The sequence below is a fragment of the Pseudomonas sp. MWU12-2319 genome (assembly GCF_023242525.1).
Classification (GTDB): domain Bacteria; phylum Pseudomonadota; class Gammaproteobacteria; order Pseudomonadales; family Pseudomonadaceae; genus Aquipseudomonas; species Aquipseudomonas gingeri_D.
The window spans coordinates 1-19,818 of record NZ_JALJES010000020.1; the positions used below are offsets into that span (position 1 = coordinate 1).

13 protein-coding genes are annotated in these 19,818 nt (G+C 64.2%); 8 read left to right on the forward strand and 5 right to left on the reverse strand.

What is annotated here, in order from left to right:
- Window positions 1-146: 146 nt before the first annotated feature.
- The 3 genes from recC to recD are packed head-to-tail and all read left to right on the forward strand — an operon-like array spanning window position 147 to window position 9,387.
- Window positions 147-3,605, forward strand: coding sequence for an exodeoxyribonuclease V subunit gamma (gene recC, locus M5C01_RS26665; RefSeq protein ID WP_152741544.1), 3,459 nt, complete (start codon window positions 147-149; stop codon window positions 3,603-3,605).
- The gene (gene recB, locus M5C01_RS26670; RefSeq protein WP_152741545.1) at window positions 3,602-7,288 is read left to right on the forward strand and encodes an exodeoxyribonuclease V subunit beta; all 3,687 of its coding nucleotides are present in this window, start codon (window positions 3,602-3,604) and stop codon (window positions 7,286-7,288) included. Before recC ends, recB begins: the two co-directional genes overlap by 4 nt.
- Complete coding sequence (gene recD / locus M5C01_RS26675) at window positions 7,285-9,387, forward strand: exodeoxyribonuclease V subunit alpha (protein WP_152741546.1); 2,103 nt, start codon at window positions 7,285-7,287, stop codon at window positions 9,385-9,387. The genes recB and recD overlap by 4 nt, the downstream gene beginning before the upstream one ends.
- A gap of 114 nt (window positions 9,388-9,501) precedes the next feature.
- On the opposite strand, the gene M5C01_RS26680 is transcribed toward recD, so the two are convergent.
- From M5C01_RS26680 to M5C01_RS26695, 4 genes are all read right to left on the reverse strand, one after another.
- Window positions 9,502-11,043 (reverse strand): amino acid ABC transporter permease/ATP-binding protein, encoded by a 1,542-nt coding sequence (locus M5C01_RS26680; RefSeq protein WP_152741547.1) that lies wholly within the window; start codon window positions 11,041-11,043, stop codon window positions 9,502-9,504.
- Window positions 11,044-11,268: 225 nt separating this feature from the next.
- Entirely contained in the window at window positions 11,269-12,057 is a 789-nt protein-coding gene (locus M5C01_RS26685) for an ABC transporter substrate-binding protein (protein WP_152741548.1), read from the reverse strand.
- Between the two features lie 42 nt (window positions 12,058-12,099).
- Window positions 12,100-13,158: a 2-oxoglutarate and iron-dependent oxygenase domain-containing protein gene (locus M5C01_RS26690; RefSeq protein ID WP_152741549.1), complete on the reverse strand. Its 1,059-nt coding sequence runs from the start codon at window positions 13,156-13,158 to the stop codon at window positions 12,100-12,102.
- A gap of 12 nt (window positions 13,159-13,170) precedes the next feature.
- Window positions 13,171-14,022 carry a TIM barrel protein gene (locus M5C01_RS26695; protein ID WP_152741550.1) on the reverse strand — a complete coding sequence of 284 codons (852 nt, stop codon included), beginning with the start codon at window positions 14,020-14,022 and terminating at the stop codon, window positions 13,171-13,173.
- 333 nt (window positions 14,023-14,355) lie between these two features.
- Here M5C01_RS26695 and M5C01_RS26700 point away from each other — a divergent pair, with 333 nt between their 5' ends.
- The 4 genes from M5C01_RS26700 (at window position 14,356) to M5C01_RS26715 (ending at window position 17,991) form a co-directional block, all read left to right on the forward strand.
- Complete coding sequence (locus M5C01_RS26700; RefSeq protein ID WP_152741551.1) at window positions 14,356-14,931, forward strand: YfiR family protein; 576 nt, start codon at window positions 14,356-14,358, stop codon at window positions 14,929-14,931.
- Window positions 14,931-16,199, forward strand: a complete 1,269-nt coding sequence (locus M5C01_RS26705; protein WP_177101376.1) for a diguanylate cyclase — start codon at window positions 14,931-14,933, stop codon at window positions 16,197-16,199. Before M5C01_RS26700 ends, M5C01_RS26705 begins: the two co-directional genes overlap by 1 nt.
- Window positions 16,200-16,203: 4 nt before the next feature.
- Window positions 16,204-16,707 (forward strand): OmpA family protein, encoded by a 504-nt coding sequence (locus M5C01_RS26710; protein ID WP_103495244.1) that lies wholly within the window; start codon window positions 16,204-16,206, stop codon window positions 16,705-16,707.
- Between the two features lie 162 nt (window positions 16,708-16,869).
- Complete coding sequence (locus M5C01_RS26715) at window positions 16,870-17,991, forward strand: GNAT family N-acetyltransferase (protein ID WP_152741553.1); 1,122 nt, start codon at window positions 16,870-16,872, stop codon at window positions 17,989-17,991.
- A 23-nt stretch (window positions 17,992-18,014) separates the two neighbouring features.
- Here M5C01_RS26715 and M5C01_RS26720 read toward each other — a convergent pair whose 3' ends face one another.
- Window positions 18,015-18,890 (reverse strand): DMT family transporter, encoded by an 876-nt coding sequence (locus M5C01_RS26720; RefSeq protein ID WP_152741554.1) that lies wholly within the window; start codon window positions 18,888-18,890, stop codon window positions 18,015-18,017.
- A 100-nt stretch (window positions 18,891-18,990) separates the two neighbouring features.
- On the opposite strand from M5C01_RS26720, the gene M5C01_RS26725 reads away from it, so the two are divergent.
- Window positions 18,991-19,776, forward strand: a complete 786-nt coding sequence (locus M5C01_RS26725; protein ID WP_152741555.1) for a helix-turn-helix transcriptional regulator — start codon at window positions 18,991-18,993, stop codon at window positions 19,774-19,776.
- Window positions 19,777-19,818 lie beyond the last annotated feature (42 nt).

Consider the following 19,818-nt stretch of genomic DNA (forward strand, 5'->3'; position numbering starts at 1 on the left):
CACCGATCTTGTGTACGGCACAGGACTGTAGGAGCTGGGCTTGCCCGCGAAGACGGCCGAATAGGCGCTGCAAGGCTCAAGAGGGATCGCCTGCGCCGGAGGTGTTAAAGTCCTGCTTTCGTTTTGAATTCTCCAAGGAAGTCGGCATGCCGGACGCCACCTCACTCAACCCCGCCTTCATGGTGGTGCAGAGCAACAGCCCCGAGGAACTGCGCAGCCTGGTGATCAACGTGATGCGACGTTATCCCCTGGCGCCCCTGGAGAACGAAATCGCCCTGGTGCAGAGCAACGGCATCGCCCAGTGGCTGAAACTCGCCCTGGCCGAAGACCCGGAAGGCGACGACCAGGGCGGCTGCGGCATCGCCGCCGCCATTGATGTGCAACTGCCCGGCAGCTTTATGTGGCAGCTCTACCGCAGGGTCCTGGGTCGCGACGAGATCCCGGCCAAATCCCTGCTCGACAAGGGCCCGCTGACCTGGCGCCTGATGCGCCTGCTGCCGGAACTGATCGACCAGCCGCACTTCGAGCCGCTGCAACGCTTCCTCACCCACGACACCGACCTGCGCAAGCGCTACCAGTTGGCCGAGCGCCTCGCCGACCTGTTCGACCAATACCAGGTCTACCGCGCCGACTGGCTGGAGGACTGGGCTGCCGGCCGCCATCAACTGCGCAGCGGTCGCGGCGAGATCAAACCGCTGCCGCCCGCCAATTGCTGGCAGGCCGAGCTCTGGCGCGCATTGCTGCTGGACGTCGGTGAGTCGGGCATGGCCCAAAGTCGCGCCGGTGTGCACCAGCGCTTTATCGAACGGATCAACCAGTTGCAAAGCGCACCACCAGGCCTGCCGCCGCGAGTCATCGTATTCGGCATCTCCTCGCTGCCCGCCCAGGCCCTCGAAGCCCTCGCCGGACTGGCCCGCTTCAGCCAGGTGCTGCTCTGCGTGCACAACCCCTGCCGTCATCACTGGTCCGATATCGTCGCCGACAAGGACCTGCTGCGTAACCAATACAAACGCCAGACCCGCAAAGCCGGGATGCCCCTGGCCCTCGACCCGCAAACCCTGCACCAGCACGCGCACCCGCTGCTGGCCGCGTGGGGCAAGCAGGGCCGCGACTATATCAACCTGCTGGACAGCTACGACGATCCCGCCAGCTACCGCGCGGCTTTCCGCGATGGTCGTATCGACCTGTTCAGCGACAGCACGCCGACAACCCTGCTCAATCAATTGCAGGACGATATCCTCGAGCTGCGCCCGCTCAACGAAACCCGCGAGCACTGGCCGGCGATCGACCTCGAGCACGACCCGTCGATCCGTTTCCATATCGCCCACAGCGCCCAGCGTGAAGTGGAGATCCTCCACGACCAACTGCTCGAACGCTTCAGTGCCGAGCCGGACCTGCGACCGCGTGACATCATTGTCATGGTCCCGGATATCGACAGCTATGCGCCGCATATCCGCGCGGTGTTCGGCCAGCTCGAACGCAACGATCCACGTTTTATCCCCTTCACCCTGGCCGACCAGGGCCAGCGTGGTCGCGACCCGTTGCTGATTGCCGTCGAACATCTGCTCAAGCTGCCCGATAGTCGTTTCCCGGTCAGCGAGATCCTCGACCTGCTGGATGTCCCGGCCTTGCGCGCGCGCTTCAATGTGCAGGAACGTGACCTGCCGACCCTGCATCGCTGGATTGAAGGCGCCGGCGTGCGCTGGGGCATGAACGCCGAACAACGCGCCGGCCTCGGCCTGCCCGATGCTCTGGAACAGAACAGCTGGCAGTTCGGCTTGCGCCGCATGCTGTTGGGCTATGCAGTCGGCAGTGGCGAAGCCTGCGAAGGTATCGAACCCTACGACGAAATCGGCGGCCTTGACGCCGCCTTGATCGGCCCATTGGTGGCCCTGCTCGACGCCCTGGAAATCGCCCATCAGGAACTCTCCGAGCCGGCCCTCCCGCAACAATGGGGCGAGCGCCTGCATGCACTGATCCAGTTGTTTTTCCTCGCCAGCACCGAACACGACGACTATCTGCTGATCCAGCTCGAACAGCTGCGCGCCGACTGGCTGGAAACCTGCGAAGCCGTCAACCTGCAAGAAATCCTGCCGCTGACCGTGGTCCGCGAAGCCTGGCTGGCCGGCCTCGACCAGGGCCGGCTGTCCCAGCGCTTCCTCGCCGGCGCGGTGAACTTCTGTACCCTGATGCCGATGCGTGCGATCCCGTTCAAGCTGGTCTGCCTGCTGGGCATGAACGACGGCGACTACCCCCGTGCGCAGCCACCCCTGGACTTCGACCTGATGGGCAGCGACTACCGCCCCGGTGATCGCTCGCGACGGGAAGACGATCGCTACCTGTTGCTCGAAGCCCTGCTCTCGGCCCGGCATCAGCTCTATATCAGCTGGGTCGGTCACAGCATCCGCGACAACAGCGAGCGTCCGGCCTCGGTCCTGATCGGCCAGCTACGCGACCATCTCGCCGCGGGCTGGCGATTGCCGGACGGCGACGGTGAGCAACTGCTGAAAGCCCTGACCCAGGCGCATCCGCTGCAACCCTTCAGCGCCCGTTATTTCCACGACAGCCATGCCGAATTGTTCAGCTATGCCCGCGAATGGCAGCAATTGCACGAGACCCAGGGCCCGAACGAAATCAGTGCCGAACTCGACGCCTACCAACAGGACGAGCCACTGACCCTGGCCCAGCTCCAGGATTTCCTGCGCAATCCCGTCCGGCACTTTTTCAGCCAGCGCCTGAAAGTCTTTTTCGAAGCGGCCCAGGCACCCTTGGCCGACGAGGAACCGTTCGTGCTCGATGCCCTGCAACGCTACAGCCTCAGCGACAGCCTGCTGCAAGCGGCGCTGCTCCAGGCGGACAACCCGGACGAGGCGCTGCAGCACCAGGCCCGGCGGTTACAAGCCAGCGGCCTGCTGCCCATGGCCGGTTTCGGCGAATTGCTGCAACATGAACTGATCGAACCGCTGCCGGATTTGCTGCAACGTTATCAACAACTGCTCAGCCTCTGGCCGACCCCACTGACCAGTGCCGTGCCCGTCGCCTTCGACACCAGCGCCACCCGGGTGGAAGGCTGGCTGAGCGGTTTGCATCAACGCAGTGACGGCGGCCTGCTCGCCGTGACCACCATCCCCAACAGCATCGGCTCGATCAAGACGCGCAAATGGCACCGTCTGACCAAGCCCTGGGTCGAGCACCTGGTGGCCTGTGCCTGCGGACTGTCGATGACCACGGCCCTGGTGGCCAGCGACGATACTCTGCTGCTGCCGCCGTTCGAAGCGCCGCGTGCCGCTGAGATCCTTGGCAACCTGCTGCTGGCCTGGCAGTCCGGCATGCGCCGTCCGCTGCCGGTTGCGGTAAAGACCGCCTTTGCCTGGCTCTCCCAATCGGACCCGCTCAAGGCGCAGGACGCGGCGCGCAAGGCCTATGACGGCGACGGTGTGAACAGCGAAGGCGAGCGTCGGGAAAGCGCGGCCCTGGCCCGCCAGTTCGCCGACTACAACGCGCTGATTGCCAGCGAGGAATTCGAAGGTTGGTGCGATGCGCTCTATCGGCCGCTGGTCGAAGCGCCGTGGCGTTCTCTCGCTGCCGAGGAGGCGCGCTCATGACCGACAACAAGCCCCCCCTGGCGCTGGCCTTTCCGCTGCGCGGCAGCCAACTGATCGAAGCCAGTGCCGGCACCGGCAAGACCTTCACCATCTCCGCGCTCTACCTGCGCCTGGTCCTCGGCCATGGCGGCGAGGACTCGGGGTTCGGTCGCGAATTGCTGCCGCCGCAGATTCTCGTGGTGACCTTTACCGATGCCGCCACCCAGGAACTGCGCGACCGCATCCGCACCCGCCTGGCGGAAGCCGCACGGTTCTTCCGCGACGAGATCCCGGCCACCGATGCATTGATCGCCCAACTGCGTGACGAATACCCGGTCGAACACTGGCCGGCCTGTGCCAATCGCCTGGATATCGCCGCCCAATGGATGGACGAAGCGGCGGTATCGACGATCCACGGCTGGTGCCAGCGCATGCTGCGCGAACACGCCTTCGACAGCGGCAGCCTGTTTACCCAGACCCTGGAAACCGACCATAGCGAACTGCTGGGCGAAGTGCTGCGCGATTACTGGCGGCTGTTCTGCTACAAGATGCACGGCGATGCGTTGAACTGGGTCCGGGCCAATTGGGGCGGCCCGGCGACACTGTTGCCCCGGGTGCGGGCCCTGTTCGGCAGCGAGCGACGCAACGACAACCTGCAAGAGCCGGCCGAGCTGATCGAGGCCTGTATTCAGGAACGTCGCCAGGCCCTGGTGCAACTCAAGGCGCCCTGGCGACAATGGGCCGCTGAACTGCGGGATATCTGCCTGCAAGGCGTGGCGAACAAGACCGTCGACGGTCGCAAGATGCAGGCGCGCTACTTCGAGCCCTGGTTCGAGAAGCTCAGCGCCTGGGCCGAGGACGAGACCCAGGAGCAACTGGATATCGGCACCGGCTTCAGCCGTCTGACCGCCGCGGGCCTGGCCGAAGCCTGGAAGGGTGAGCCGCCGAGCCACCCGGGCCTCGACGCCATGGCCGGCTTGAAAACCAGCCTCGATGCCTTGCCCACCCCGGACGCCGCCGTGCTCGAACACGCCGCCCGCTGGGCCGGTGCGCGCTTCGAGGAAGAGAAGCGCCGGCGCGCCGAGATGGGCTTCGACGATATGCTCCTGCGTCTCGATGCGGCGCTCCAGGCCGACGGTGGCGAGCGCCTGGCGAGCTTGATCCGTGAGCAATTCCCGGTGGCCCTGATCGACGAATTCCAGGACACCGACCCGGTGCAGTACCGGATCTTCGAGAGTATCTACCGCATCGAGGACAACAGTCCCGAGTGCGGCCTGTTCCTGATCGGCGACCCGAAGCAGGCGATCTACGCCTTCCGTGGTGCCGATATCTACACCTACCTGCGAGCGCGCCAGGCCACCCACGGTCGCCTGCATACCCTGGGTACCAACTTCCGTTCCAGCCAGGCGATGGTCACGGCGGTCAACCATGTCTTCGGGCGTGCCGAGCAGCGCGAGCAAGGACGTGGTGCATTCCTGTTTCGCGAGGGCGATGAGAACCCGGTACCGTTTCTGCCGGTGGCTGCCCAGGGGCGCAAGGAGGTCTTGCAGATCGACGGCCAGCCCTTGGCGGCGCTCAATCTCTGGCAGTTGGCAACCGAGCAGCCGGTGTCCGGCGCGCTGTATCGCCAGCAGTTGGCCGCGGCCTGCGCCACGCGCATTGTCGAGTTGCTCAACGGTGGTCAACAGCAGCGTAGCGGTTTCGTCCGCGACGGCGTCCTCAAGGGCGTGCTGCCCTCCGATATCGCGATCCTGGTGCGTGACGGCAAGGAGGCCCAGGCGGTCCGTGGCGAGCTGGCCAGTCGCGGCGTACGCAGTGTTTACCTCTCGGACAAGGATTCGGTGTTCGCCGCCCAGGAGGCCCATGACCTGCTGGCCTGGCTCAAGGCTTGCGCCGAGCCGGATGTCGAACGTCCGCTGCGGGCGGCCCTGGCCTGCATCACCTTGAACCTGTCGCTGGCCGAACTGGAGCGCCTCAACCAGGACGAGCTGGCGTGGGAGGCGCGGGTCATGCAGTTCCGCCGCTACCGCGAGATCTGGCGCAAACAAGGCGTGTTGCCGATGCTCCGTCGGCTGATCCATGACTTCCACCTGCCCCAGGCGCTGATGACCCGCAGCGATGGCGAACGGGTGCTGACCAACTTGCTGCACCTGTCCGAACTGCTGCAACAGGCGGCCGCCGAGCTGGACGGCGAACAGGCGCTGATCCGTCATCTCGGCGAGCACCTGGCGTCTTCCGGCCAGGCCGGTGAAGAACAGATCCTGCGTCTGGAAAGCGACGAGCAACTGGTCAAGGTGGTGACCATCCACAAGTCCAAGGGCCTGGAATACCCCTTGGTGTTCCTGCCGTTTATCTGCTCGGTCAAACCGGTGGATGGCAGCCGCCTGCCGCTGCATTACCACGATGCCGAGCGCAGGGCCCAGGTCAGCCTGAAGCCTACCGCCGAGTTGATCGCCCAGGCCGACGACGAGCGCCTGGCTGAAGACTTGCGCCTGTTGTACGTGGCCCTGACCCGGGCCCGGCATGCTTGCTGGCTGGGAGTGGCCGACCTCAAGCGTGGCAACCACAACGCCTCGGTGCTGCACCTCTCGGCCCTCGGCTATCTGCTCGGTGGCGGCGCTGTGTTGGGCGAGTCCACGGGCCTTGAACGCTGGTTGCTGGACCTGCGGGAAGGCTGCCCGGCGCTGGGCTACGAATCACTGCCGGCGGCCACCGCCGAAGCTTTCCAGCCGCCGCGCAATGAAGCCCTCTTGCTCGCCCCGCGCCTGCCCAAGCGCAGTGCCTCCGAGTACTGGTGGATCGCCTCCTACAGCGCCTTGCGCATCGGCGAGGCGCAGAGTGCTGACACCGAGGAAGCACCGGAAAGCCCCCAGGCGCAAAAACTCTTCGACGACGAACGTCTCGATCCGGCCGCACCCCGCGACCTGGTGCCAAGCGGTAGCGATATTCACCGTTTCCCCCGTGGCCCGAACCCCGGTACCTTTCTCCACGGCCTGCTCGAATGGGCCGGTGACGAAGGCTTTGATGCCGATCGCACATTGATCGAAAAGGCCGTTGCGCCACGCTGCAATCTGCGGGGCTGGAAAGGCTGGATCACAGCCCTGAGCGATTGGCTCGCCGATCTGCTGCAAACCCCTTTGCGCCTGGGCAACGATCAACCGCCGGTGGTCTTCCAGGACCTGAAGGCCTACCGGGTGGAGATGGAGTTCTGGTTCGCCAGCCACACGGTGGATGTGCTCAAGGTCGACGAGCTGGTGCGCCGCCATACCCACGGCGGCGTCGCCCGGGCCAAGGCCGAGCCGGTCCTGCTCAATGGCATGTTCAAGGGCTTTATCGACCTGACGTTCGAGCACCAGGGGCGCTACTACGTGGCCGACTATAAATCCAACTGGCTGGGCGCCGATGACGCGGCCTATACCGAGCAGGCCATGAACCTGTCGATCCTCGACAACCGCTACGACCTGCAATACGTGCTCTACCTGCTGGCCCTGCATCGCCAGCTCAAGGTGCGGCTGCCGGATTACGACTACGACCGGCATATGGGCGGGGCCTTGTACCTGTTCCTGCGCGGCACCCGGGCGTCGAGCCAGGGTGTGTTTTTCACCCGGCCGCCCCGTGAGCTGATCGAGCACCTGGACCTGCTGTTCCAGGGTAAACCGGTGCCCCGCGGCGAGCCCGCCTGGGAGCAGGGGAGTCTGTTATGAAACGTTCTTTTTCGGAAATCCTGCCGACGGCGCTGAGCGACGACAGCCTGGCTGAACTGACGCCCCTGAGCCGCGCGGCGGACTTGTTGTTGCTGTTGGAACGCTGGGTCGAACGGGGTTGGTTGCGGGCGCTGGACAAGGCCTTCGTGGCCTTTCTCCATGAACTCGATCCCGAGGCCGATCCGCTGGTGCTGTTGGCGGCGGCGTTGACCAGCCACCAGTTGGGCCATGGGCATGTCTGCCTCGATCTGTTCGCCACCTTGCAGGAGCCGGACTTCGCCCTGTCCCTGCCACCGGAAGGCGATGTGCAGGGCGGGGCGCTGCTGCTGCCGTCGCAATTGCTGGTGGCCCTGGACGGTGAGCACTGGTGTCGCTCCCTGCAAACAAGCTCGCTGGTGGCGTTGGCGGACGAGGTGGGTATCGAAGCGGCACAGCGTCCGCTGGTGCTCAGCGGGCGACGCCTGTACCTGCGTCGCTACTGGTCTTACGAACGGCGTATCGATGAGGCCCTGCGCCGGCGCCTGGCGGAACAGGAAGAGACCCCGGATGACCTGGCGCAACGCCTGACCGCACTGTTCGGCGCGGCGCAGCCCGGTGCGCTTATCGATTGGCAGAAACTCGCTTGTGCCCTGGCTACCCGGGGAGCATTCAGCATCGTTACCGGTGGCCCCGGCACGGGCAAGACCACCACCGTGGTGCGCCTGCTGGCCTTGCTCCAGGCGCCGGCGGTGGCGGCGGGAAAACCCCTGCGCATCCGCCTGGCGGCACCCACCGGCAAGGCCGCCGCGCGGCTGACCGAATCCATCAGTGCCCAGGTGCGCTCGCTGGAGATCGACGATGGCGTGCGCGGCAAGATCCCCAGCGACGTCACCACCGTGCACCGTCTGCTGGGTAGCCGGCCGGGCACGCGGCACTTCCGCCACAATGCGGGCAACCGCCTGCCGCTGGATGTACTGGTGGTGGACGAGGCGTCGATGATCGACCTGGAAATGATGGCCAATCTGCTCGATGCCTTGCCGGATCATGCCCGGCTGGTGCTGCTGGGCGACAAGGACCAGTTGGCCTCGGTGGAAGCCGGTGCGGTACTGGGGGATCTGTGTCGGGATGCCGAGGAGGGCTGGTACGGCGCGGGGACCCGTGGCTGGCTGCAAGCGGTCAGCGGCGAGGACTTGAGCGGCAGCGGTTTGCAGGAAGACCTGGACGACAGCCATCCACTGGCCCAGCAGGTGGTGATGTTGCGGCACTCCCGGCGCTTCGGCGAAGGCAGCGGTATCGGCCAACTGGCCCGCCTGGTCAATCGCCAGTCGGCGGACGAGGCGCGGGCGCTGCTGGCGGCCGGCAGTCACGCGGACCTGTTTGCACTGTCGCTCAAGGGCGAGCATGACAGGCAGTTCGAACGTTTGGTGCTGGATGGCCAGGGCACCGGCCCGAAAGGTTACCGGCACTACCTGGGGGTACTGCGTAGTCGGCGTCCGGATGCCGGCACCGATCTGGCGGATGCGCGCTGGACCGATTGGGCGCGCACGGTGCTCCAGGCTTTCGACGAGTTCCAGTTGCTCTGTGCCGTGCGCAAGGGGCCCTGGGGCGTCGAAGGGTTGAACCAGCGGATTACCTCGGCGTTGTTTGCCCATCGGCTGATCGACAGCGACCAGCATTGGTACGAGGGGCGCCCGGTGCTGATGACCCGCAACGATTACGGCCTGGGTTTGATGAACGGCGATATCGGCATTGCCTTGAAACTGCCGGAGCGCGACGGGCCCGAGGCCGGCCAGCCGGTATTGCGGGTGGCCTTCCCGCGTAATGACGGGCAGGGCGGGGTACGTTTTGTCCTGCCCAGCCGGTTGAACGATGTGGAGACGGTGTACGCCATGACGGTGCACAAGTCCCAGGGCTCGGAGTTTGCCCATACCGCCTTGATCCTGCCGCAGGTGTTGAACCCGGTGTTGACCAAGGAACTGATCTACACCGGTATCACCCGGGCCAAGGATTGGTTCAGTTTGATCGAACCCCGTGGCGGGGTGTTCGAAGAGGCGGTGGGGCGCAAGGTCAAGCGGCTCAGTGGATTGATGCTGGAGTTGGGCGCTGAAACGGGACTTTGAGAGCGCCACGAACCTTGTAGGAGCTGGCTTGCCAGCGATGAGGCCCGAAAGTCTTGCATCGACTATCCGGCCGCCATCGCTGGCAAGCCAGCTCCTACAGGGACGGCGTTCGCTTCAGCTGGCCTGCGCCACGCTCGCTGTGGTAGCGGCTTCAATCCCCATGAACCGCCGCACCCGCTCACCCGCCGCCTCCTCGCGAATCGCCTGCGGGCTGGCGTCCAACTGCACCACCCCGTTCTCCATAAACACCACCCGATCGGAAATCGACATGGCGAAATCCATCTCATGGGTGACGATCAACATTGTCATCCCTTCATCCGCCAACTCGCGAATCACCTTCAGCACTTCCCCGACCAGCTCCGGGTCCAGTGCCGAAGTCGGCTCGTCGAACAGCATGATCTGCGGTTCCATCGCCAGCGCCCGGGCAATCGCCACCCGCTGCTGCTGACCGCCGGACAACTGGTGCGGGTACTTGCGGGCATGGGCCAGCAGGCCGACCTTGTCGAGCAAGGCGAGTGCCCGCTGTTCGCTCAGTTCGCGGGCCACGCCGTGGTAGCGTGACGCCAGGGTGATGTTGTCGAGAATGCAGCGATGGGGAAACAGGTTGAAGTTCTGGAACACCATGCCGATGCGCCGCACACCCCGACGAATCTGCGGGTTGTTCGGGGGATTGGCGGCGCTGATAAAGCCCTCGCCGAAGAGCACGATCTTGCCCTGGTCGATACTTTCCAGGCCATTGACGGTGCGGATCAGCGAGGTCTTGCCCGAGCCGGACGGGCCGATAATGGAAATCACCTGGCCACTGCCGACCGCCAGATCAATGCCCTTGAGCACTTCGTGGCTGCCATAGCACTTGTGGATATTCTGCAGGTCCAGCGCCAGCGGAGCACCGCTGACCGACGGCGTGCGAGGTGGCGGGGTCAGCGTCGGCTGCGCGGCCCTGAGTCCGGCGATGGCGGTCTCATCGAGGGTCTGCGGCTTGCGCTGACCCAGGTCGAGATGCCGCTCCAGGCGTTGCAGGAGCCAACCGAACAGGCTCACGATCAACACGTAGTACACCGCCACCGCGCCAAGGGTTTCCATCACCAGGAAGTTCTGCGCATAGAGGCGCTGACCGACGGTGAGCAGCTCGGTGAGGGAGATCACCGAAACCAGCGAGGTCAGTTTCACCACCGTGATGTATTCGTTGATCAGGGTTGGCAGCGAGATACGAAAGGCCTGGGGAATCACAATCAGCCGTTGCATCCCGAGCACGCCGATACCCAGGGCGCGGCCGGCTTCCTTCTGGCCCCTGGCGACCGAGATCAGCCCGCCGCGATGGATCTCGGCCATGTAGGCGGCTTCCGTGACCACCAGCGCGAGCAACCCGGAATAGAATGGGTCTGAGAGTACGCCGCCGGTGCTCGGGAACAGTTGTGGCAGGTTGTAGACGAACACCACCAGCACCAGCAGCGGAATGCTGCGAAAGAACCAGATATAGGCCGCCGCCGGGAGGCGTAACCAGGCCGAGGCCGATAGCTTGGCCGAGGCCAGGAAGAAACCCAGCAACATGCCGATAAACCAGGCCAGGGCGCTGAGCTCGACCACAGTGACGCAGGCCTGCCAGAAGGCCGGCATCGAGAACAGCGAAAAGAAATAGGGCCAATCGAATTGCATAGATACCTCGGTGTTGCAATGGAGCGATTACTGAGCGATGACATCCTTGTGGGCGCGGTGCTTGGTCCGGGCGGCGTTCCGACGAAGAACGACGCTCCTGTGGGAGCGGAGCTTGCCCGCGAAGAAGTCGCTGCGGTCGTCCAGGCATACCGCGTCATCGTTCTTCGCGGGCAAGCACCGCTCCCACATTAAAAACCCCACAGGACTCAAGCCCTGTAGTGGACCTTACTCCGCCGCTTCCAGGCTGTACTTGCTCAGTATGGCCGCGTATTCGCCGCTCTTCTTCGTCTCCTCGAATGCCTTGAGCAGCGCCTGGTACGTCGCGTCATTGCCCTTCTTCACAAAGATCCCGAGGGTCTGCGCATAGATCAGGTGTTCGCTGGTCACCACCACCCGGCCCTTGGTCTTCTCGGCGATCAGCTTGGCCGCACCGGCAATTTCCACTTGCGCCTGAACGTTGTTGGACAGCAGCGCCTGGGTCACTTCCGGTGCCGAGGGATACTCGTTCACCGTGATCGCGCCCTTGCCCTTGGGTACACAGTAATCGGTCGACAGCTTCTGGAACTGCGCGACCCAGGTGGTGCCCTGTTCAAGGCCGATCTTCAGCCCGCAGAGGTCCTCCGGCGTGCCCGGTTTCAGAGTGCTGGAGCTGGGCACCATGATCGCCGCGCCGGTCTTGGCATAGGCAATGGTCATGGCCTGGGTCTGGCGCTCGGGGGTGATGTACATGCCGGAAATGATTGCGTCGTAGTGCCCGGCATTGAGGCCGAGGATCAGGCTCGGGAACTTGGTGTCGACGAACTGCGCCTTGGCGTCCAGGTGCTTGGCCAGGGCCTGGGACAACTCGGGATCGGAACCGACCACGTTCTTGTCGGCGTCATAGGATTCGAAGGGCGGGTAGGTGATTTCCATCCCGACCTTCAATTGGCCGGGGGTGGCCGTCGAGGCGAAGGCGGCGCTGCTGCACAGCAGGCCGGCGGCGATCAGGGTCAGGCTGGTTGTTTTCTTATACATGTTGGGTGGCTCCGATGTGAAGGCTGGGGTGTGAGGGCTGGGTCAGGACGGCTGCGACTGGTTTTTCAAGTGGCCGAAACTCGACGGCTTGCGAGCTTTGTCCGGCAGGGCGATCTCGCCGTTTTCCACGCGCTTGCGCAGGTACTGGTAGGTCTGCAAGGCCTGGCCGTACATGTGCTCGCCAATGGCGATCTGCTCATAGTCCTGGCCGGCCTGGGCGAAACCCGGCAGCGGCTGGATCAGGGTGTGGAAGTCGCAGGCATAGAACAGCGGGAAGGAATACCGCTCCTCGCTCACCGTGCGCACCCGGTGCGCGGTGGCGACAAAGGCCCCGGCGCTCATTACTTCGAGCATGTCGCCGATATTCACCACGAAGGCTCCCGGCAGGGGCGGCGCATCGATCCACTGGCCCTGGTCGTTCATCACTTCCAGGCCCGGTTTATCCGCCAGCAGAATGGTGAAGCACTCGTAGTCGGTGTGGGCGCCGATGCCAGGGGCATCCTGGGCGGCACCGTCGAAGGGGTAGTGGATCAGTCGCAGCTTCGATGGCGGCCGGGTGACCAGCGCATCGAAGGTGTTCTCTTCCAGGCCCAGGGCCAGGGCAAAACCGCGGAACAGCTTGCGACCGAGGGCGAAGACCGCCGCGTAATAAGCCTGCACCGCGTCCTTGAAACCGGGCAGGGTCGGCCAGTCATTCGGTCCCAGCAGCGGTGTGCCGGCCAGTACCAGCGGATCGTCCGCCGGTACTTCGAAGCCGATGTCGAAGGCTTCCTTGTGGTCCGGTTTGCCCTTGGCGTACACCTCTTCGCCTTCCGGGACAAAGCCCTTGTGGGATTCCGAGGTGCCGATGTAATGCCGCATCTTGGTTTCGAACGGCTGGGCGAAATAGTCCTTGGCCGCCTGGCGCAGGTTGTCGATCAACTGCGGATCGATCCCGTGCCCGGTGATGTAGAGGAAGCCCACTTCGCTGGCGGCGGCCCCCAGTTGCTCGGCCACCGCCAGCCGGTGTTCGAGCTCGACGCTGAACAGCCCGGCGATGTTTACCTGCGGAATGCTCTTGAAGTTGGCCTGGGCCGGGCTGTTGGGTGTGTTCTCGGGCATGACGCAAGCACCTCAGGGTTGGGTTGATTGGCTGAAACGCTGGAAATGTTCGCGTTCGGTCCGGGCCATCCAGACATTCAGCGACCACAGGTCGGCGACCGGCACATTGGTGAAGGGCAGGTGATGCAGGTAGCCGTCGGCGCCGAACTCGGGGGTCAAGGTGGTGACCGTGTAGCCGCGTGCCTGCTGGGCCCGCCAGATGCTTTCCCAGTGGGCCTGGTGGAAGGCCAGTTCGCGGGCGTATTCCGGGGCGCCGGGGTGCGGTACCTGCGGGCCCTGGTCGTAGCCGACCCGCGCCTGGATATGGTGGACGCGCTCGACAAAGGCGCTGAGGTCGTCGGCGGGATCGTCCAGCAGGCGTTCGCAGGTGACGATCCAGTGGCTGATGTCGCTGGTGAAGCGCAGGTCGGGCAGTTGCCTGATCAGTTCCAGGGTGACCCAGGGATTGAACAGCGAGCGCGAGCGATGGGTTTCAAAGGTGCAGAACTGGTCGTGACGTTTCGCCAGGGCCATGGCCTGGCCGAAGAATTCCACCTGTTGCGCCAGGGGCCAGCGGTCGTTGCCGGCCAGCACATTGACGAAACGCGGTTGCAGCTCGGCGGCCCAGGCCAGTTTGCGGTCCAGGTCCTGCAGGTGTTCGGCGGGCGCGGCGGCCTGTTGGGGGAGCACGTCGTAGGCGGTGAAAACGGTGCTGATATAGCCCAGGTGGTTGGCCCGCAGAAAGGCGGCGAACTCGCGGCGTTCAGCGGCGTCCAGCGGCAGCCGCGCCTCCAGGCCGTCGAAGCCGGCGGCCAGCAGTTCTTCAAGGGCCTGGGCCTTGCTCGCGGTATAACCCCAAAGGGTACGGAAAATCTCCAGTTTCATCGGTGCGCCTCAACGAAGCCTTGAACGGTTCGATGCGCGTCACGGTGTGAGGCCGGGACGAGCGGTTACGGCAGTAACAGAGGGCGTTCGTCTAGCCAGTTCTCTGCGGAGCCGGTCTGACATCAGATCAGGGGAGAGCCTTCTCCCCTGCAGGAGCGTGGTGTCGATCTTAGGCAGCCCATGGCACGCAGAAGAATAGGAAAGCTCAAATCCATACTTCAGAGATTTATAAACCAATAGTTGGCTATCTAGTGCTGCAGACCCATTCTGACGATCCAAGGGGTGTGCTATCGTTGCGGCACTATTCCTACGTTGCTTTAAGAGAATTCCTTCATGGGCGTGGCTGTCTCGACGACAGGGCGGTTTTGGGGTTGGAGACAGTTCTGCCTGTCTGCCCTTCTCTGTTTGTCGACGCACATCAGCTTTGCCCAGGACGCCGTGCCCAGCGCCGCGGCCGATCAGCGTGCCCAGGCGGTCACCCAGGTGGTACTGGGGATTCTCAGTTATGCGCGCTGGCCGGTGGAGCCTGCGCAACTGCGCCTGTGTATTGTCGGTCCCACCGAGTACACCGACGATCTGGTCAAGGGCACCACCCAGGCGTCGGGGCGACCGGTGTTGGTCCAGCGCCTGCTGGCGAGCAGCCCGACCCTCGGCAGTGCCTGTGATGCCGTGTATATCGGCAAGCTGAACAGCGAAGAACGCAGTCAACTCTTCAGTGCCCTGAACGGCCACGCGGTGCTGAGCATCAGCGAAGGCGGCGATCAGTGCACCGTGGGCAGTCTGTTCTGCCTGCGGGTCGCCGATAGCCAGGTGTCGTTCGAGGTCAACCTCGACTCGGTCGCCCGCAGTGGCGTGCGTATTCACCCCAGCGTGTTGCAACTCTCGCGACGCCGGAGTCCCCAGCCATGATCGGCTGGCTCAGGTCCGGCACGCGCCCCAGCCTGCGTTCGGTGCTCGGGCGTGGGCATCTGCTGGCGGCCATGGCCGCCGTTGGCCTGGTGAGTGTTTCGCTGACCTTTCTCGGTGTGCTGGCCCTGCGGGTCTACGCCGACCACAATCTGCAGCTGATCGCCCGTTCCATCAGCTACACCGTGGAAGCGGCGGTGGTGTTCAACGACAGCAGCGCGGCCACCGAGGCCCTGGCCCTGATCGCCGAGACGGAGGAGGTGGCCGATGCCGAAGTCTTCGATGCCCGCGGTCAATTGCTGGCGCGCTGGCAGCGGCCGGAAACCGGCCTGCTCTCTGAAGTGGAAATGCAATTGGCGCGGGCCCTGCTGGAACAACCGATCCGCCTGCCGATTGTCCATCAGGATCGCGAGGTCGGCAGCATTCGCCTGACTGGCCATGGCGGTAGCCTGTTGCGTTTCCTGATCAGCGGTCTGCTCGGTATCGTCGTGTGCAGTGCCCTGGCGGCGTGGCTCGGGCTGTACCTGGCCCGGCGCTTGTTGCGCGGTATTATCGGTCCGTTGCGCAGCCTCGCCGACGTGGCCCACGCCGCGCGCGTCGAGCGTGCCTTCGACCGACGTGTGCCGCCGGCGCAGATTGCCGAGCTGGACAACCTGGGCTCCGACTTCAATGCCCTGCTCGACGAATTGGAGTCCTGGCAGACCCACCTGCGAAGTGAAAACGAATCCCTGGCCCACCAGGCCAGCCACGACAGCCTGACCGGCCTGCCGAATCGGGCCTTCTTCGAAGGCCGGCTGATGCGCGCCCTGCGCAATGCCGCCAAGCAGGGCGAGCGGGTCGGCGTGCTGTTTCTCGACAGTGATCGCTTCAAGCAGATCAACGACAACTTCGGTCATGCGGCGGGCGATGCGGTGCTGGTCGCCGTGGCCACGCGGGTGCGGGCGCAGTTGCGCGAAGAGGACCTGGTGGCGCGCCTGGGCGGCGATGAGTTCGCCGTGCTGCTCACGCCGGTGCACAAGATCGAAGACGCCCAGCGCATTGCCGACAAGATCATTGCCAGCATGGACGCCCCCATCCCGGTGCCCGGCGAAGCCCAGGTGCTGACCTCGCTGAGCATCGGCATCGCGGTTTATCCCGATCATGGCGCCACCCCGGGCACCTTGCTCAACGCCGCCGATGCGGCCATGTACCATGCCAAGCGCCTCGCCCGAGGCGGGCAGCACACGGCGGGGTCGGAGCACTCCGCCGCCATTGTTCAGACCAGGAGTTGAACCCTTGTACACATTGACCCGTCGGACCCTGCGTTTTTTCACCCTGGCCCTGTTTACCGCGCTGCTGGCGCTGGCCGGCTGCCAGACCGCGCCGCCCAAAGGCCTGAGCGCGGCGCAGATCGCCGTGCTCAAGCAACAGGGTTTCGAACTGACGGACGAGGGCTGGGCTTTCGGCCTGTCGGGCAAGGTGCTGTTCGGCAGTGACCTGGAAGTGCTGAACAAGGAAAGCCACGATATCGTCGAGCGCATCGCCAAGGCGCTGCTGGGCGTGGGTATCCAGCGGGTGCGGGTGGACGGGCATACCGATGCGTCGGGCAAGGAGTCCTACAACGAACAGCTGTCCATGCGCCGGGCCAACAGCGTGGCGACGGTACTCGAGCGGTCCGGCATGAAACACGAGAATATCCAGTTGCGCGGCCTGGGCAGCCGCGAGCCGGTGGCCAGCAACGACACGGTGGCGGGGCGCACCGAGAACCGCCGGGTGTCGATTGTGGTGATTGCCGACTGAGTGCCGCAAGTCGCGTGAGCGTTGCCCGGGCACGGCCTTTGGCAACGTGGCGAACCGCGCTATAGCGGTTGAAATAATTGGCTTCCATCCTTTCTCGATGCACCTGCATGGGGGTATAAGGATGGGCCCTCTCAGGAGGGAGTCGACTGAGAGGATGTTTTAATGCTTCAAGTTCAATGGGCCAGCCACGCTGCGTCTGTTCCCGCGACACTGTGGGAAAGCTGTTTTAGCGGTGTCGAAGGTCGTTGGTGGTATGAAGCCCTGGAAGAGGGCGGGCTTGAAGACCAGTTCGAATTTGCCTATGCCATTCTGGAGAAAGATGGGCAGCCGATCGGCTTGGCGCCCACGTTCATCATGAACGTGCCCATGGAGTTGGTCGTCCCGCCGGTGATTGCCAAGATGCTCCGGGTGATCCCGACACTGCGTTACCAGCGGACCCTGTTCGTCGGTTCACCCTGTTCCGACGAGGGCACCATCGGTTTGCTGCCGGGGTATTCGCTGGCGGATATCCTCGGGCCGCTGCAAGACGCGCTGAGCCTGCGGGCGAAAGCCAAGAACGCGGCGATGACTGTCTGGAAGGATTTTGGCGAAGCGCAGAAAGCGGCGTTTGAAGGGCTGTGCGCAACCCGCGGGCTGTTTCCCATGGTGAGTTTTCCGGGCACGGCGGTCGAACTGGCTCCGGGTGGTTTCGAGGGCTATCTCAAGACCCTCAAGAGCCGTCACCGTTATCTGCTGAAAAAGAAGCTCAAGCACGGTCTGGTGCCGGGCGCGCTGACCGTGCAGATCGTGCAGCAGCCGGACGAGGAAACGCTGCAAGCCTTGTTCAGCCTCTTTCTGCAGACCTACGAGAAGGGCAAGACCAAATTCGAAAAGCTCACCTATGAGTTTTTCCAGCAGATCGCCCTCAAGCCCGAGTCGCATTTCATTCTGCTGAGCGATGGAACGACCGGCAAGATGGTGGCGTTCATGCTGTGCTTTCTGCTCGGTGACAAGGCCATCAACAAGTTCATCGGCATCGACTACCAGGTGGGCAAACAGGCGCACCTGTATTTCCAGCTCTGGGAGCAGGCGGTGAAGTGGTCCTACAGTGTCGGGGCCACGCGCCTGGACAGCGGCCAGACCGGCTACCGGGTCAAGCGCGAACTCGGTCATCAACTGGTCGCGCTGGACTGCTATTGCCGGCATCGCAACCCGTTGCTGCACCGGGTCTTCGGCGCGGTGGCCAAGGGCATTACCTTGCAAAGCCTGGATCCGGATCTACAGATAACAGCCGAGGAACAGTAGGCACGGCGAGTGCCGCAGCCCGTTCAGGCGCGGCGCAACGCTGTGGTCCAGCGTTCCGAGAGGATCACCCCGCCGAGGGTCAGTGCCCCGCCCAACAGGTGATACCACGCCAATTCTTCGTGCAGCACCGCGGCGGCAATCAGCGCGGTGATCAGTGGCAGCAGGTTGAAGAACAGCGTGGTCCGGCTCGGCCCGAGGGTGGCCACCGAGCGCATCCACGCCAGCGGCGCCAGCATCGACGCCAGCAGGCAGGCATACAGCACCAGCCCGGCGTTGTGCAGGTTCGGCCCGACCTTCGGCGACAGCCAGAACAGCGGGAACAGCACCACCACCGCCACCAGCACCTGCAGGTACAGCAACACCAGCGGTGGCAGGCGCAGTTGCCATTTTTTCAACAGGGTGCTGTAGACCGCATAGGCCAGGGTGGCGATCAGCATCATTGCGTCACCCAGATTCACACCGTGGCTCAGCAGCGCCGTGAGGCTGCCGGTCGACACCACCACCAGAACCCCGGCAAACGACAGCACCGCCCCGGCCAAGGCACCGACGGTCAGGCGCTGGCCGAGGCTGAGGATCGCCAGGGTCAAGGACATCAAGGGCATCAACGACAGGATGATGCCCATGTTGGTGGCCGAGGTCAGGGTCGCGGCGAAGTACGCCAGGCTCTGGTAGACCGCCATGCCGAGCACCCCGAGCACGAAGATCCGGCCCAGGTTCGGGCGGATCTGGCTCCAGTGGGCCAGCACCTGGCGAAACATGAACGGAGTGAACAGCAGGCCCGCCAGCAACCAGCGGTAGAAGCCGATCTCCGCCGGGAAGATCGCGCCGACCGCCATCTTGTTGACCACGGTATTGCCGGCCCAGATAAAGATTGCCAGCAGGGGAAACGCGTATTGCATAAGGGTTACAACCAGAATCGTCAATGAGGAGGGATTATCCGCGTGTCTGGATGAAAGCCTATACTTCGATCCGGTCAATCTGCGTTGGAATCCGGACAGCATGGGCAAGCACTACATCGATATCCCCGATTTTCCCTCTTTGCCGGCCTCGGTGTACTTCCGCTATGCCGAATTCGGCCCCGATCGCCATGCGGCAGCCCATTGTCATCCCTGGGGTTCGCTCGACTATGTGTCCCACGGTGTCATCCACTACGAAGTGGCTGGCCGGCGCTTCATGTCGCCGTCGCGCTATGCCTTGTGGATACCGCCGAACACCGTGCACAGCTCCCATAACGCCCAGGCGATTGTCTACCGTTCGGTGTACCTGGCCGAGGAGCATTGCCTCGATCTGCCCGCCGAGGCGAGCACCCTGGCCATCAGCGATATTCTCAAGTCGATCCTCAATGACTTCGCCCGGCGCGATGTGAAAATCCCCGACACCCCGGCGGATGTGCGCCTGGCGCAGGTGTTGGTGGACCAGTTGCACCAGGCCAGGGTGCAGCACTGTTACCTGCCGTATTCCGATGACCCGGCCTTGCTCAAGGTGCTGGAGGGCTTGCAGCAGGACCCGGCGGACAACCGCCCGCTTGTGCAGTGGGCCGAGCAGTTGCACGTCAGTGAGCGAACCCTGGCCCGCCTGTTCGTCCGCGAGTTGGGGATCGGCTTTGGTGAATGGCGCCAGCGCCTGCGCTTTATCGGCGCGCTGCAGGCCTTGGAAACCAGTCGCGGCGTGCAGGAGATCGCCTTCGACCTGGGTTACAGCACGGCCTCGGCGTTTATCGCCATGTTTCAGCGCCAGGCCGGTTGTTCACCGGAGCAATACCGGCGTCAGGCGCGCATGGCCTAGCCTGGCCTCGCTGGATGTGTAACAGCGTTTGTCTACACTGAA